The sequence below is a fragment of the Pseudomonas sp. AL10 genome, assembly GCF_029960685.1.
In the GTDB taxonomy this organism is placed as follows: Bacteria; Pseudomonadota; Gammaproteobacteria; order Pseudomonadales; family Pseudomonadaceae; genus Aquipseudomonas; species Aquipseudomonas lactis.
Map to the genome: position 1 here is coordinate 14801 of NZ_JASBQZ010000016.1, position 16037 is coordinate 30837.

The following is a 16037-nucleotide window of genomic DNA, read 5'->3' on the forward strand; positions in this document are numbered from 1 at the left end:
CCAAATATTTGCTTGTGATTTGAAAAAAACCGAGCGTAGACTGGCCCCGCACTGGACTTACCGGTAAGACCACAACAATTAAGCCCTGGAACCACCAGGGCACCGAATAGAGATCCCTCCCATGCTCAGATGGTGCTCGCGTTCGATTTTCCTGCAAGTCGTGATTGGCCTGATGCTCGGCATCGCCTGCGGCCTGGCCCTTCCCGAATTCTCCTCGCAACTCAAACCCTTGGGTGACGGCTTTATCAAGCTGATCAAAATGCTGATTGGCCTGATCGTGTTCTGCGTGGTGGTCAGCGGTATTTCCGGCGCGGGCGACTTGAAGAAGGTCGGGCGCATCGGCCTAAAGTCGGTGATCTATTTTGAAATGCTCACCACCGTCGCCCTGGTGCTCGGCCTGATCATGGCCTTCAGCACCGGCATTGGCAGCGGCGCCAATATTCACCTGGAGCAACTCTCTTCCGCCGGCTTGAATGAGCTGGCCGACAAGGGCCAGCACATCCGCGGCACCAGCCAGTTCCTGATGGAGTTGATCCCCAACTCGGTGGTCGGCGCCTTTGCCGACAACAACGTGCTGCAAGTGCTGTTGTTTTCGGTGCTGTTCGGCAGCGCGCTGAACCTGGTGGGCGAAGCGGCCAGTGGCATCTCGCGGCTGATCAACGAATTGAGCCATGTGATCTTCCGCATCATGGGCATGATCGTGCGCCTGGCGCCGATTGGCGTATTCGGTGCCATCGCCTTCACCACCAGCACCTATGGCCTGGACTCGCTGCAACACCTGGGCAGCCTGGTGGGGCTTTTCTACCTGACCTGCTTTGCCTTCGTGGCGGTGATCCTCGGGCTGGTGATGCGCCTGTCGGGCCTGCGCATGTTGCCGCTGCTCAAGTACCTGCGCGAAGAGCTGCTGATCGTGATGGGCACCGCTTCATCCGACGCGGTGTTGCCGCAGATCATGCGCAAGCTGGAACACCTGGGCATTGGCAGCTCCACCGTGGGCTTGGTGATTCCCACTGGCTACTCGTTCAACCTCGACGGTTTCTCCATCTACCTGACCCTGGCCATCGTGTTTATCGCCAACGCCACCGGCACACCGTTGTCGATGACCGACTTGTTGACCATCCTCCTGGTATCGTTGATCACCTCCAAGGGCGCCCATGGCATTCCAGGCTCGGCGCTGGTGATTCTGGCGGCAACGCTCACGGCGATCCCGGCGATTCCGGTGGTCGGCCTGGTATTGGTGCTAGCGGTGGACTGGTTCATGGGCATCGGCCGGGCGCTGACTAACCTGATCGGCAACTGCGTGGCCACCGTGGCAATTGCGCGCTGGGAAAAAGACATTGATATCCAGCGCGCCAACAAGGTGCTCGACGGCCAGCAAGGCTATGCCTTCCAGGCCAAGAAGCCGGTGCTGCCGGCGCATCAGGAGTTCTAGGACAACACCCATCCAATGTGGGAGCTGGCTTGCCTGCGATAGCGGTGGGTCAGCGTCAAATGTAGTGCCTGACACTCAGTCATCGCAGGCAAGCCAGCTCCCACTTTGGACCTTCGCCAGACTGAATACTGTATGAGCAACATCAAGGAGCCTTCGACATGATCAGCACTTCAACCGTCGTCAATTCAGTGGTAGAAAAACTGCGCGCCGCCTTGGCGCGAGGCCAGTGGCGCCGCGGTGAAATGCTGCCCGGTCAACGCGAACTGGCCGAACAGCTGGGCATCAGCCGCCCGAGCCTGCGTGAAGCGGTGATCGTGCTGGAAACCCTCGGCCTGGTGCGCTCCATGCCGGGCAAAGGCGTGGTCGTGCTGGAAAGCAGCGTCAGCGAGCCGCAATCGAGCGACGCCGTGGCCGATGCCAGCCTCGAGGATATCCTGCAACTGCGCTACACCCTCGAACCTTTCATCGTCGGTTTGGTAGCCCAGTCCATCAGCAGCAAGGAAATCGGCCAACTGCGCCTGACCCTGATGGACATGCGCGAAGCCCTGGATGCCGGCGATGCCGAAGCGGGCATGAACGCCTATATCGACTTCCATGAGGAGCTGTTCGCCCTGACTTCCAACCCGATCTTCCAGAACGTGGTGCAGCAAACCAGCACCGCGCTCAAACAAAGCGCTCAGGTATTGCGCAACTCCCCTGAACACCTGGCCGAACGCCTTCAAGAGAACGAAGCCGTGGTCCGCGCCATCCGCAACAAGAACAGCGCCCTGGCCAGTGCCGAAATGCGCCGGCACATCCTTCAGGAAGGCCTGCGCATGGGCATTCGCTTGAATATCCCGGACGACCATCTGGGCAGTTGATTTTCGGAGACCGGCCATGAACGCTCACGCCCTGCAACGCAATTGCACCCTCACGTCCTTACGCTGGACGCCCGAAAAAAAGCCCTCGGTGGACGACATCTACCCACGCTTGTTCGACGCCATTCTTGAGCAACGCATTGCGCCCGCCAGCCGCTTCACCGAAGAAGGCCTGGGCGAGCTCTTTGGCGTGAGCCGCAGCGTGATTCGCCGGGTGCTGGCCAAGCTGTCCCATCAACAAGTGGTCATCCTGCGCCCCAACCAACGCGCCCAGGTCGCCGCGCCGGACGCCCAGCACACACGGCAGATTCTGGAAGCACGGCGCCTCACCGAGATTACCGTGGTGCAACTGGCCTGCGTCCAGGCCACCGCGATGCAGATTCGCCAACTGCGCGAGCTGATTGCACAGGAGCGCGACGCCATTGAGCGTGACCAGCGTGGCCCGGCGATCCGGTTTTCGGGAGAGTTTCATCTGCAACTGGCGCACATGGCAGGCAACGCGCCGCTGGCACAGTTTCTCAACAGCCTGGTGCCGTTGACGTCGTTGATCATTGCGCAATTTGAAGCAAAGGCCTGCACCTATTGTGCGTGGCAGGAGCATGTGGCGATTGTGGATGCCGTGGAACAGCGCGACGCTCACACGGCCGTCGCCCTGATGACCCAGCATCTGGATCACCTGGAAACCCGACTACTCAAACACCACTGACTCCAAGTGAGTAAAGTTAAAACTGTGGGAGCTGGCTTGCCTGCGATAGCGGTGTACCAGTGACCAAATTATTAACTGACCCGACGCTATCGCAGGCAAGCCAGCTCCCACATTGATCGCATTCCAGATCAAACAAAAAGCCCCCGCATCTCAGGATGCGGGGGCTTTTGGTTTAGCGAGGCATCAAGCCGGTTGCAACACCGACTGGCCACTCAACGCCAGGTCCAGCAACTCACGGTTGGCCACCGCGTACATGGCGTAGTCCGTGCCCACTGCAGCACGAATTTCCACCATCATGGCGCGCCAGCGATCAGCCATGTCCTGATGCTGCTCAAGCCACAGGGCCACGCGGGCTTCCATGTCTTGTGGCGCATCGGCCATTTGCAGGACCGAAATGGTGATCGCCCGTTGCTGCCAGTCCACGTCATCGCGGAAGGCTTCGCGGGCCTGGGCCTGCCAGTTGTTGGCCACTGGCAGATCGCTGATCTGCTGCAGGTACCACGGCAAGTCCAGGGCGCTGCCGACGGCGAAGTAGGCCTTGGCCACTTCGGCGGCGTCATGCCCGGTCACGTCGGCGGCTTCGATGATCGGCAGCAAGGTGTACAGGTGGGTAGTACCCGCAACCATGCGCGCCAACAACTCCGGTACGCCGGCCTGGGTGTAGGCCTGGTAGCGGTTCTGCCAGCCTTCGCGGGTCGGACCTTCCAGCAGTTCGTCGAGCTTGAGGCCCAGCGCGGCCAGGTGCGGACCAAAGTGCGCGGTGTCACGCCCGGCGTCTTGCTCGTTGCGACGGCTGCGCAGGAACCAGCGCGTAGCGCGACGGCCCAGGCGCATCAGTTCATCCATCAGCTCCAGTTGCACGTCAGCGGAAACCTGGTGGTCCAGGGCTTCAATCTGACGGAACCAGTGTGGGAGATGGAAGATGTCCCGCACGATCACATACGCGCCCGCCACGTTCGCCGGGCTCATACCGGTCGACTCTTTGAGTCGCTGAACGAAGGTGATGCCCATGTGGTTGACCAGATCGTTGGCGATCTGGGTGCTGACGATCTCGCGCTTCAGACGATGGCGACGCATGGCTTCGCCGAACTTGGCCACCAGGCTCGGCGGGAACGCGGTCTCCATGTCACGGGTCAGGTACTCGTCATCCGGTACCAGCGAATTGAGCAACGCTTCCTTGAGGTCGATCTTGCTGTACGAGATCAGCACCGACAGTTCCGGACGGGTCAGGCCCTTGCCGGCAGAGGCGCGTTCAGTAAGCTGTTCCTCGGTCGGCAGGTACTCGATGGCGCGGTCCAGCTTGCCACGGCCTTCCAGGTCGCTCATCAGGCGCTTGTACTCGGCGGCACGCTCGTAAGCCTTGCGCGCAGCCAGGGACAGGGCCTGGGTCTGCTTGTAGTTGTTGCCCAACACCAGGTTGCCGACTTCGTCGGTCATGCTCGCCAGCAGCTGGTTGCGCTGCTTGTCGGTCATGTCACCGGCCTGCACCACTTCGTTGAGCAGGATCTTGATGTTCACTTCGTGGTCGGAGCAATCCACGCCACCGGCGTTGTCGATGAAGTCGGTATTGGAACCGCCGCCATTGAGGCCGAATTCCACACGGCCCAACTGGGTCATGCCGAGGTTACCGCCCTCGCCCACTACCTTGCAGCGCAGCTCGTTGCCATTGACGCGCAGTGCGTCGTTGGCCTTGTCGCCCACATCGGCATGGCTCTCGGTGCTGGCCTTGACGTAGGTACCGATACCGCCGTTCCACAACAGGTCCACCGGCGCCTTGAGCAAGGCGTTGAGCAGTTCGGTCGGGGTCAGCTTGTCGGCCTGGATGTCGAAGCGTTCTTTCATCTGCGGCGAGATGGCAATGCTTTTCGCGCTGCGCGAGAAGATACCGCCACCTTCAGACATGATGCTGGTGTCGTAGTCGGTCCAGGCCGAACGCGGCAGTTCGAACAAACGCTTGCGCTCGACGAAGCTGGTGGCCGGGTTAGGGTTCGGGTCGATGAAGATATGCAGGTGGTTGAAGGCTGCGACCAGTTGCAGTTTGTCCGACATCAACAAACCGTTACCGAACACGTCACCGGCCATATCGCCGACGCCCACCACGGTGATGCTGTCTTCCTGCACGTTGATGCCGCGCTCACGGAAGTGACGCTGCACACCCACCCACGCGCCCTTGGCGGTGATGCCCATTTTCTTGTGGTCGTAACCGGCCGAACCACCGGAAGCGAACGCATCGCCCAGCCAGAAGCCGTAGTCGATGGCAATGCCGTTGGCGATGTCGGAGAAGGTCGCAGTGCCCTTGTCCGCCGCCACCACCAGGTACGGGTCATCGTCGTCATGACGCACGACGTTGGCCGGCGGCACCAGGGCGCCGTCTTTCAGGTTGTCGGTGATGTCCAACAGGCCAGAGATGAAGATGCGGTAGCAGGCGATGCCTTCGGCCGCGATCTCGTCCCGGCTGCCGCCCAATGGCAGGCGACGCGGCAGGAAGCCGCCCTTGGCGCCCACCGGCACGATCACCGAGTTCTTCACTTGCTGGGCTTTTACCAGGCCAAGTACTTCGGTGCGGAAATCTTCTTCACGGTCGGACCAGCGCAGGCCGCCACGGGCCACGTTGCCAAAGCGCAGGTGCACGCCTTCGACCCGTGGCGAGTACACGAAGATTTCAAACTTCGGCACGGGCTTGGGCAGCTCAGGGATGGCACGCGGGTCGAACTTGAAGCTGAAGTACGACTTGTTCTGGCCGTTGGCATCGGTCTGGTAGAAGTTGGTGCGCAGGGTGGCCTTGATCAGGTCCAGGTAGCGACGCAGGATGCGGTCTTCGTTGAGCACCTGAACGTCGTCCAGGGCGCTGAGGATCGCTTGCTCCAGGCGTTGCTGCTTGTCTTCCAGGTCGTCGGCAGTGAGCTTGCGCGCCAGGTAGAAGCGGGTCTTGAACAACCGGGTCAACTCGCGGGCGATGTCGGTGTGGTTGTTCAGGGTGCTGGCGATGTAACCCAGGTCGAAGCCCAGGCGAATCTGCTTCAGGTAACGGGCATAGGCACGCAGCAACGCCACGTCGCGCCATGGCAGGCCGGCGGTGAGGACCAGGCGGTTGAACGCATCGTTCTCGGCATCGCCATGCACGATGTGCACGAACGCATCTTGCAGGGTGTCGTTGAGCTGCTGGATATCCAGGTTCACGCCTTCGGCGGCGATGAACGCAAAGTCATGGATCCAGAACTCACGGCCATTGGCGTGACGCAGGCGATACGGGAACTCGCCCAGCACACGCAGGCCGAGGTTTTCCAGGATCGGCAGCACGTCGGACAGCGCCAGCGGCGTATCGGCGTGGTAGAGCTTGCAATGCAGTTCACGTTGGCCGGAGACCTGGCCCAGCGGCTGATAGAAGCTCATCACCAGCGGGTTGGCTTCGGTCAGGCTGTTGAGGTGCTGCATGTCGACCACAGCCGAATGCGCGGCGAAACGCTCACGGTAGCCGGCCGGGAAGCCTTTGGGGAAATCCGCCAGCACGTTGGTGCCCTGGGCTTCGCCGAAGCTTTCCACGACCAGGCTGGCGTAGTCGTCCTGCCAGCTGCGGCAGGCCTGCACCACTTCTTTTTCCAGCTGCAGCGGGTCGATGTCCAGGCGGTTCTTGGGGTCAACCCGCAGAATCAGTTGCACACGGGCAAGGACGGACTCGGAGAAGAAGGTCCAGAACTCGCAGTCCGAGGCCTTCAGACGGTCCATCAGCACTTGCTGGATCTTCTGGCGCACTTCGGTGGAGTAGATGTCGCGTGGCACGTAGGCCAGGCAGTAGCAGAAACGACCGTAGGGGTCTTTGCGCAGGAACACGCGGATCTTGTTGCGTTCCTGGATCTGCACAATCGACATCACGGTGCTGAACAGCTCGTCGACCGGGGTCTGGAACAGGTCGTCACGGGGCAGTACTTCCACCACCTGGGCCAGCTCTTTACCCAGGTGCGCCTTGGCCTGGAAGCCCGAACGACGTTCGATCTCGGCCACTTTGCGACGGATGTAGGGGATGACTCGCACGCTTTCGCCGTACACCGAGGAGGTATACAGGCCCATGAAGCGGTGTTCCTTGATGACCTTGCCGTCGGCGCTGATCTCGCGGATCGACACGTAGTCCGGGTAGGCCGGGCGGTGCACGCGGCTTGGGTGTGCCGCCTTGGCGAACGACAGTACGGTCGGCTCGCGCAGGTAGGCCACAGCGTAGTCTTCGATGCGCAGGTCTTCGGCGGTGAGGCCGGCGCGCAGCAGCTTGGTCAGACCGAGGAAGGAGCTGGCGTCATATTCGATATGACCGCCGTCCGCCTCGTCACGTACCACGAACTCTTCGTAGCCCAGGAAGGTGAAGTGGTTGCCCACCAGCCATTCGAGGAAGTTCTTGATCTCGGTCTTTTCTTCGCCGTCGATGGCGAACGCACTGGCGTCGATACCGGCCAGCAGGTCCTGGACCTTGGCTTTCATCGGTTCGAAATCGGCCACGGCCACGCGCACTTCGCCCAGCACCTGCTCAAGCTCTTTGCTCAGCACGTTCAGTTCGGCGGCATTGGCGCAGCGGTCGATCTCCAGGTACATCAGCGATTCTTGCAGGATGCCTTCGCCCTGGGTGCCCTTGGGCAGGATTTCCAGCAGCTCGCCCTTGCTGCCACGACGCACGCTGAGCACGGTGGTTTGCAGGGTATGGATGCTGTAGCCACGGCGGTTCAGCTCGGTGCGTACCGAGTCGACCAGAAAGGGCAGGTCATGGTGCAGCACTTCGACCGCGGTGTGGGTCGATTGCCAGCCATGACGTTCGTAATCGGGGTTGTAGACTCGCACTTGCGGTTGGGTGTGATCAAAGCGCTCAAGCAGGCGCCAGGCAGACAGGGTGCAACCGGCCAGGTCGGAAAGGCGACGCTGGGTCAGTTCGTCCAGGGAAATGATGCCGAAAAATTGTTCAGCGAACAGCGCCACTTGTGGCAGTGCCTGTTCACTGAGGTGCTGCGCCAGTGCCGCTTGCAGTTGATGCTGGAAGTCGGCCTTGCTGGCTGCGGTGAAGAACGCCATCTGTGGTACTCCGCTTGGGCTTGTTATTGATGAAAGCGTCGCGTGTTATCCCCTTGCGGGGAGACCGTCAGCTCTGTTCGCTGGTGTGCTGACAAGCACCATAAACGAATCAGGGTGACAGGTGGGTGAAGCTGGACAGGACAGTCAGGTCACATACAACTTCCATACGGCATGCCCCTGGCCAGGTGACGATACGACGGGCAGGTCAGGCGCCTGGCACAGGGCACATCCGTTGCGCAGCTTAACGAGTGTGGGAAGAGCGCTGCTTGCGACGCTGCGACATATTCGGTCATCGGTAAGCAGGGTGCCGGTTGCAACTTGGGCAACCCCGGATTTTCGGTAGAAAATCTTGCTACTTTGAACACCATCAGTACCAGAAATGACCGATCCGGGCCGTGAGGTCATGCTCAAGTTCCGACACAGGATGAAGCACAAAATTCGCCGCGGTGGCACAATTGCCCTCCCCTACACAGGATTGCCCCATGCTGCAGCTGAAAACCGACGCCCTGATGGCCACCCCGTGCGACGACGAAGAAGACAACATGGCCATGCTGTGCTGTCACGGCAAGAACGGCGAAATGTTCATGCTCACCCGTTACCCGGATGAAGATGAAGTGGAGCTGACCTGGGACTACGAACCTTCGACTCTCGATGGGCTGAAAGTGACGTTGGGCGACACCACCTTATTGATCGAACTGGCGGCCGGCGATGCCGATGCCCTGGGCGGTAAGGACCAGTTGGAGATCGCCCACAGCACCGCCGCGTCAGACATGGCCGAAGTGCAGGAAACCCTGCAGAACATCCTCACGGGCACAGGCACTTTCATTCGGATCTGAATGCACCGTAGATCCCATGTGGGAGCTGGCTTGCCTGCGATGCGGGCGGTGGGGTCTTTCAGCCAGACCGAGTTGAGGCCATCGCAGGCAAGCCAGCTCCCACAGTGATCGTGCTCTACCTACCCAGCCGTTATGCCTTGCGCACCGCAATCCTGTAAGTTTCGCCAAAAATACCCATCAAGCCGTTAGTCGCCGCACCCCGCGATGCATTAAAGTAAACGCCCCAGGCCCGGTGTTTTGTCACAACACCCAGGCTCATCTTTTCCAGGAACCGTCATCGATGGAACATCGTGAAGCGCTGCTTGCGCTGCGAACCTTTCTTTCTACGCAGATTCTCGGCCAGGAAAAACTCATCGATCGCCTGCTGATCGCCCTGCTCGCTGACGGCCATATGCTGGTCGAAGGCGCACCGGGGCTGGCCAAGACCAAGGCGATCAAGGAGTTGGCCGAAGGGATCGAAGCGCAGTTCCATCGTATCCAGTTCACCCCCGACCTGTTGCCCGCCGATATCACCGGCACCGAGATCTATCGCCCGGAAACCGGCAGCTTTGTGTTCCAGCAAGGGCCGATCTTCCATAACCTGGTGCTCGCGGACGAAATCAACCGTGCCCCGGCCAAGGTGCAGTCGGCCTTGCTCGAGGCCATGGCCGAGCGCCAGGTCAGCGTGGGCCGCAGCACTTACGAGCTGTCGCCGCTGTTTTTGGTGATGGCCACGCAAAACCCCATCGAGCAGGAAGGCACCTACCCGCTGCCCGAAGCCCAGCTCGACCGGTTCCTGATGCACGTCAAGATCGGCTTCCCGGACGCCGCCGTCGAGCGCCGCATCCTGCAGCAAGCCCGTGGCGAAGCACTCAATGGCGAAACCAAGCCCGAGCGTCGGGTCAGCCAGCAGGCCATCTTTGCCGCGCGCAAGGAAATCCTCGGCCTGTACATGGCCGATGCGGTGGAGGAATACCTGGTGCAACTGGTCATGGCCACGCGTACCCCTTCCAAGTTCGACGCGGAAATGGCCGAGTGGATCGCCTACGGCGCCAGCCCCCGTGGCTCCATCGCCCTGGACCGTTGCGCCCGCGCCCATGCCTGGCTGGCCGGTCGCGATTTTGTCAGCCCCGAAGACATCCAGGCGGTGCTGTTCGACGTGCTGCGCCACCGCATCATCCTGTCGTTCGAGGCCGAAGCCGCCGGGGTCGACCAGGACCGCGTGGTGCAACGCATTCTCGACGTCGTTGCCGTCGCTTGAAGTCGATGAACGCAAGCGATGGCATCCGCGTAACCCTCAGTGAATTGATTGAGATGCGCCACCGCGTGCGTGAGGTGCAGTTGTTCTCCACGCCTGGTCAACGTAGCCCGCTGGTGGGCCTGCACCACTCCAAGCTGCGCGGGCGTGGCGTCGATTTCGACCAGGTGCGCGTGTACCAGGCCGGCGATGACGTGCGCACCATCGACTGGCGCGTCACGGCGCGTACCCAGGAGCCGCACACCAAGCTGTTCCACGAAGAGCGCGAGCGGCCGATTTTCATCATGGTGGAGCAAAGTTGCCGGCTGTTTTTCGGCTCGGGGCAAATGTTCAAGTCGGTGCTTGCCGCCCAGGCCGCCAGCCTGATCGGTTGGGCCGCCCTGGGCCATAACGACCGGGTGGGCGGGCTGGTGTTCGGCGACAACGAGCATTACGAGATCAAGCCTCGGCGCAGCAAGCAAAGCCTGTTGCAATTGCTTAACCGGCTGGTGCGGGTCAACCAGAGCCTGAACACCGAGCGTCAGCCGGAAGCCGACGCCCTGGGTATGGCCTTGCGCCGTGGCCGCGAGGTACTGCGCCCGGGCAGCCTGGTGGTGGTGATCTGCGATGAGCGCGCCCTCACCGAAGGCGCCGAGCAACAGCTGAGCCTGTTGGCGCGCCATTGCGACCTGCTGTTATTACCGATCTCCGACCCGCTGGACCACGCCCTGCCCGCCGCCGGGCTGCTGCGTTTCGCGCAAAGAGGCGCGCAACTGGAATTGGACACGCTGAATATCGACCTGCGCCAGGCCTACAAGGCCCAGGCCGAAGCCCGTATCGCCCACTGGGAACTGCTCGCGCAGAAACTGCGGCTGTTGTTGATGCCCTTGAGCACCCAGAGTGAAATGGTCGAGCAACTGCGCGAATACCTCAACCCGCAACGCCCGGTTAAAAAACCATGAGCAGCCTGGACCAACTGCAACCACTGATCGCCCCGCCCGCCATTGGCTTCTGGCCACCTGCGCCGGGCTGGTGGCTGTTGCTGCTGGTGATCCCCCTACTCGGTTGGGGCCTATGGTGGCTGCGCCGTTTCCTGCCGGCCCGCCGCCCCGTGGCGCGTGCCGAACAACCGCTGGACCCGTTGCGTATCGCAGCCCTGGCCGAGCTGGCTTTGATGCCCAAGCCCTACGACGGCGCGCCGGCTGGGGCCTGGTTGCAGCAACTCAACGGCCTGCTCAAGCGCCTGTGCCGCAACGACTACCCTTATAGCCAGAGCCACACCCTCAACGGGCGCAAATGGCTGGCCTTCCTGGACAACCGCTGCCCCGCCGCCGGCCTGACGCGCTGGATGGTGTTGGTGGAAGGTGCCTACAAGCCCGAATGCAAGCTCGACGACAAAGCCATCGCTGGCCTGACCCAAGCCGTCGACACCTGGATTCGCAAACATGTTTGAGTTCGCCTGGCCGTGGATCTTCGCCCTGTTGCCACTGCCGTGGATCATGCGCCTAGTGCTGCCCGTGGCCGACAGCGGCGAACCGGCGCTGAAAGTCAGCTACCTCAGCGACCTCGAAGGCCTGGCCCGCCGCCGTGCCCGGGTCAACCTGCCCGGCTGGCGCCAGCAAGCCCCATTCGTGGTGCTGTGGTTGCTGCTGCTGACCGCCGCCGCCCGCCCGCAATGGCTGGGCGACCCCTTGCCGATTGCGGCCAGCGGCCGGGATTTGCTGGTGGCAGTGGACGTCTCCGGCTCCATGGATTTTCCCGACATGCATTGGCAGGACGAGGACGTCAGCCGCCTGGCCCTGGTCAAGCACCTGCTGGGAGACTTTTTGGAGGAGCGTGAAGGTGACCGCGTGGGCCTGATCCTGTTCGGCAGCCAAGCCTACCTGCAAGCGCCCTTGACCTTTGACCGCCGCACCGTGCGCACCTGGCTGGATGAAGCGCGCATCGGCATTGCTGGCAAGAACACCGCCATCGGCGACGCCATCGGCCTGGCCCTCAAGCGCCTGCGCCAACGCCCGGCGCAAAGCCGCGTGCTGATCCTGGTCACTGACGGCGCCAACAATGCCGGGCAGATCGACCCGTTGACCGCTGCGCGCCTGGCGGCTGAAGAAGGCGTGAAAATCTACCCCATCGGCATCGGCGCCGATCCCGAGCAAACCGGCTCCCTGGGCATCCTTGGCGTGAACCCAAGCCTGGACCTCGACGAACCGGCGCTCAAGGCACTGGCCGAGGCCACCGGCGGCCAGTATTTCCGCGCCCGAGACGGCGAGGAACTGCTGAAAATCAAGGACACCCTCGACACCCTTGAGCCCGTGGAGCAACAACCCACCCAGGCCCGCCCGGCCCAGGCGCTGTACAGCGGCCCATTGGCCTTGGCGTTGGTGTTGAGCCTGTTACTGGTGATCCAGGAACGCTGGCCGAACAACGCCTTGCAGCGCGGCTTCAACAGGCTGTCGAGCAAGGGCATCTTTTTGCAGCAGCATCCTGAATGGCGCCAGCGTTTGCAGCGCCTGCGTTTGCGGAGGCGTCGATGATCGCGCTGTGGCCGCACTGGTTGCGCCCCTGGTGGCTGTTATTGCTGCCCCTGCTTGGCTGGTTGCTGTGGCAGTTGTGGCATCGGCAAAAGCGCGCCGGGCGTTGGCAGATGATCCTGCCGCCGGCGTTCCATGCCGAGTTGCTCAGTGGTGGCAATGGCCGCGAGAGCAAATCGCCGTGGGTGGTGCTTGGCATTGCCTGGCTGCTGGCCGTGCTGGCGTTGCTGGGCCCCAGTTGGCAACGGGTTGAACAGGCCAGCCAGAAACCTTCCGACCCGTTGGTGGTGTTGTTGGAACTGACCCCGGAAATGCTCGCCACCGACAGCCCACCCAACCGCCTGGAACAGGCACGGCGCAAGCTGTATGACCTGTTGCAAGCGCGCACCGATGCGCAAACCGCCATCATCGTGTATGCCGGCAGCGCCCATACCTTGGTGCCGCTGTCCGATGACCTGGCCACCAGCCGTAACCTGTTGGAAGCCCTGCGCCCATCGATCATGCCCGAGCCTGGCCATCGGGCCGATCTGGCCGTGGAAAAAGCCCTGCGCCTGCTCAAGCAAGGCGGTCTCGGCCAGGGGCGCCTGCTGCTGATCGGCTCGTCATTGTCCAAACAGGAACGCCAAGGCATCCGCCTGCAACTGCAAAGTGCCCAGGCTCCGACGTTGTCGATCCTCGGCATCGGCAGTCGCGAAGGCACGCCGGTGACTCAGGAAAGTGGCGAGTTCCTCAAGGACGACCAGGGCGCGATTCTGGTGCCACGTCTCGACAGCCCGACCCTCAAGGCGTTCGCCAGCGAAATGGGCGGCCGCTACCGTGCGGCGCGCCTGGATGACAAGGACCTGCGCCAACTCGGCATGCTCGACAGCGCCCAAGCCCTGCGCGACGACGGCCAACGGCTGCGCCTGGACACCTGGGCCGACCAGGGTTACTGGCTGCTCTTGCCGTTATTGCTGCTGGCCGCGTGCGCCGGGCGTCGCGGCTGGTTGTTCTGCCTGCCCTTGCTGCTGATGGGCGCGCCGCAACCCAGCTACGCCTTTGGGCTGCAGGACCTGTGGCTGCGCCCCGACCAACAAGGCCAGTACCTGCTCAAGCACAAACGCCCGGCCGAAGCCGCCGAACACTTCCAAGACCCGCAATGGCAAGGCGTGGCGCTGTACGAAGCCGGCAATTACGCCGAGGCCATCAAGCGGTTTGCCCAAGGCAGCGACGCCTATTCCCACTATAACCGTGGCAATGCCCTGGCCAAGGCCGGTGAGCTTGAAGCGGCCATTGATGCCTATGAACAAGCCCTGGAAGCCCAGCCCGATTTGCAACCGGCACTGAAAAACAAAGCCCTGGTTGAAACCCTGATGCAGGAGCAAGCGCAGCCCGAGCAGGACCCGCCTGCAAAAAACGAAGATGACGAAACCGCCCAACCCGGCCAAACTGCGCAACCGGGCGCCAGCGCACAAACGGCACAGGGCGGCGAGCAATCGCCCCACGGCCAGGGCGAAGCGGGCACCGCTGAGACTCAGACAGCCGCCACGCCACAGCCTGGCGGTAATGAAGTACCAGGCAGCGAACTGGGCGACGAACAAACCACCACGCCGCCTTTGCGTCCTGCCGACACACGCCTGGAAGGCGAGCGCCGCCAAGCGCTGGAGCAATGGTTGCAGGAGATCCCGGATAACCCCGGCGAACTGTTGCGCCGCAAATTCTGGTACGAACAGCAACAACATCAGGACACCACTCGATGAGCCGCCGCACCACCCTTTTGCTCCTGCTTGCGTTGTCGGCAGGCCACGCCCAGGCGGCGGACCTGGTCGCCAGCGTAGACCGCAGCCGCCTCAACTCCGGGGAAACGGTAGAGCTGACGGTGCAATCAAGTGATGTGACCCAGTTTGGCAAACCGGACCTGTCGCCCCTGGACGCGCAGTTCGAAGTCAGCGGCACCCGCCAGATCAACCAACTCACCACGCTGGACGGCGACAACCACGCCACCACCCGCTGGATCATCACTCTGCTGCCCAAGGTGAACGGCAACGTGGTCATCCCGCCACTGCAAGTGGGCGCACTCAAGACCCAGCCGATCACCCTGCAAGTGGTGGAAAGCGCCAGCCAGAACACCAGCGCCGAACTGGCCCCGGTGTTCATCGAAGCCAACCTCGACCAGACCAGCGTATACGTGCAGGCCCAGGCACTGTTGACCGTTCGCGTTTACCACTCGGTGTCGCTGTATGACGACAGCAGCCTCACGCCTTTGCAGATACCGGACGCACGTGTCGAACAACTGGGCGAATCACGCACCTATGAGAAGGTCATCAACAGCATCCGCCATGGCGTGATCGAAACCCGCTACGCCCTCTACCCGCAACACAGTGGCGCCGTGGTGATTCCGGCACAGACCTTCAGCGCCACCCTGGTGGAATCGCGACCGCCCCAGGAGAACACCTTGCAGGGCACCAAGCCGGGCAAGATGATTCACGTCAGCTCCGCGCCCTTGCCCTTGACGGTCAAACCCAAACCGGACGCCTACCCCGCCGACGCCCCCTGGCTGCCCGCGCGCAGCCTGAGCTTGAGCGAAGGCTGGAACCCCACGCCGGACCACGTGCAAGTCGGCGATTCCCTGACCCGCAGCCTTACCGTGGAGGCCGAAGGCCTGTCCAGCGCACAGCTGCCAGCGCTGCCCGGCACCGAGGTCAACGGCCTGCGCCGCTACCCCGACCAACCGGTGATGGCTAACCGCACCAGCGACCGCGGCCTGACCGGCAGCCGTGAAGACCGCGAAGCCCTGGTGCCGACCCGCGCCGGCGAGCTGGAACTGCCCGCCGTGGAAGTGGTGTGGTGGAACACCCACGAAGATCACCTGGAACGCACCAGCCTGCCGGCGCGCACCGTGCAAGTGGCGGTGAACCCCAGCCTGGTGGTAGACACCCCGGCCACACCGACCATCATCACCGCGCCGGACGATGACCGCCTGTGGCTATGGCAACTGAGCACACTGATGCTGGCCTGCACCACCCTGCTAGGCTTTGGCCTATGGTGGCGCGCACGCCGGCAACCGGCCGTACAACGCGCAGCCCAAACCGGCCCCAGCCCACGCACCTTGCTCGACGACCTCAAGCGCGCCACCCAGGCCAACGACCCCCACGCCACCCGCCAGGCGCTGGACGCCTGGGCAAGGCAACAACCGGAAACCCTGGCCGACATGGCCGCACGGTTTGTGCCGTTGTCAGATGCCCTGGATGGCTTGAATGGCGCACTGTATAGCGAAAGCGGCCAATACTGGTTGGGTGATGACCTGTGGCGTGCCATCAAGGCGATCCCCGTGGCCGAACGCGAGCAAGACCCGGCCACCGACACCACCAGCTTGCCGCCGCTCTACCCCAAGTAACCCCCGAGCCTGCTCGTTCCCACGCTCTGCG

Annotated in this window: 11 protein-coding genes; 10 read left to right on the forward strand and 1 reads right to left on the reverse strand. The window is 62.5% G+C overall.

The window, feature by feature from the left end:
* Nucleotides 1–106 precede the first annotated feature (106 nt).
* From QK296_RS16370 to QK296_RS16380, 3 genes are all read left to right on the forward strand, one after another.
* Nucleotides 107–1432, forward strand: a complete 1326-nt coding sequence (locus tag QK296_RS16370) for a C4-dicarboxylate transporter DctA (RefSeq protein WP_169855370.1) — start codon at nt 107–109, stop codon at nt 1430–1432.
* Nucleotides 1433–1590: 158 nt separating this feature from the next.
* Entirely contained in the window at nt 1591–2292 is a 702-nt protein-coding gene (locus QK296_RS16375) for a FadR/GntR family transcriptional regulator (RefSeq protein WP_034135434.1), read from the forward strand.
* A gap of 16 nt (nt 2293–2308) precedes the next feature.
* On the forward strand, nt 2309–2995 hold the full coding sequence (locus QK296_RS16380; protein ID WP_169855309.1) for a GntR family transcriptional regulator: 687 nt from the start codon (nt 2309–2311) through the stop codon (nt 2993–2995).
* A gap of 183 nt (nt 2996–3178) precedes the next feature.
* Here QK296_RS16380 and QK296_RS16385 read toward each other — a convergent pair whose 3' ends face one another.
* Nucleotides 3179–8047, reverse strand: a complete 4869-nt coding sequence (locus tag QK296_RS16385; protein WP_282391103.1) for an NAD-glutamate dehydrogenase — start codon at nt 8045–8047, stop codon at nt 3179–3181.
* 482 nt (nt 8048–8529) lie between these two features.
* On the opposite strand from QK296_RS16385, the gene QK296_RS16390 reads away from it, so the two are divergent.
* The 7 genes from QK296_RS16390 (at nt 8530) to QK296_RS16420 (ending at nt 16006) form a co-directional block, all read left to right on the forward strand.
* Nucleotides 8530–8883 carry a hypothetical protein gene (locus tag QK296_RS16390; protein WP_057709870.1) on the forward strand — a complete coding sequence of 118 codons (354 nt, stop codon included), beginning with the start codon at nt 8530–8532 and terminating at the stop codon, nt 8881–8883.
* Nucleotides 8884–9163: 280 nt separating this feature from the next.
* Nucleotides 9164–10123 (forward strand): MoxR family ATPase, encoded by a 960-nt coding sequence (locus QK296_RS16395; protein ID WP_003190801.1) that lies wholly within the window; start codon nt 9164–9166, stop codon nt 10121–10123.
* Between the two features lie 5 nt (nt 10124–10128).
* On the forward strand, nt 10129–11061 hold the full coding sequence (locus QK296_RS16400) for a DUF58 domain-containing protein (protein WP_003190799.1): 933 nt from the start codon (nt 10129–10131) through the stop codon (nt 11059–11061).
* A complete protein-coding gene (locus QK296_RS16405) occupies nt 11058–11552 on the forward strand; it encodes a DUF4381 domain-containing protein (protein ID WP_003190798.1) in 495 nt (164 codons plus the stop codon). The genes QK296_RS16400 and QK296_RS16405 overlap by 4 nt, the downstream gene beginning before the upstream one ends.
* Nucleotides 11545–12633, forward strand: coding sequence for a VWA domain-containing protein (locus tag QK296_RS16410; RefSeq protein ID WP_003190797.1), 1089 nt, complete (start codon nt 11545–11547; stop codon nt 12631–12633). Before QK296_RS16405 ends, QK296_RS16410 begins: the two co-directional genes overlap by 8 nt.
* Entirely contained in the window at nt 12630–14369 is a 1740-nt protein-coding gene (locus QK296_RS16415) for a tetratricopeptide repeat protein (RefSeq protein WP_003190796.1), read from the forward strand. The genes QK296_RS16410 and QK296_RS16415 overlap by 4 nt, the downstream gene beginning before the upstream one ends.
* Nucleotides 14366–16006 (forward strand): BatD family protein, encoded by a 1641-nt coding sequence (locus QK296_RS16420; protein ID WP_003190795.1) that lies wholly within the window; start codon nt 14366–14368, stop codon nt 16004–16006. Before QK296_RS16415 ends, QK296_RS16420 begins: the two co-directional genes overlap by 4 nt.
* Nucleotides 16007–16037: the final 31 nt, after the last annotated feature.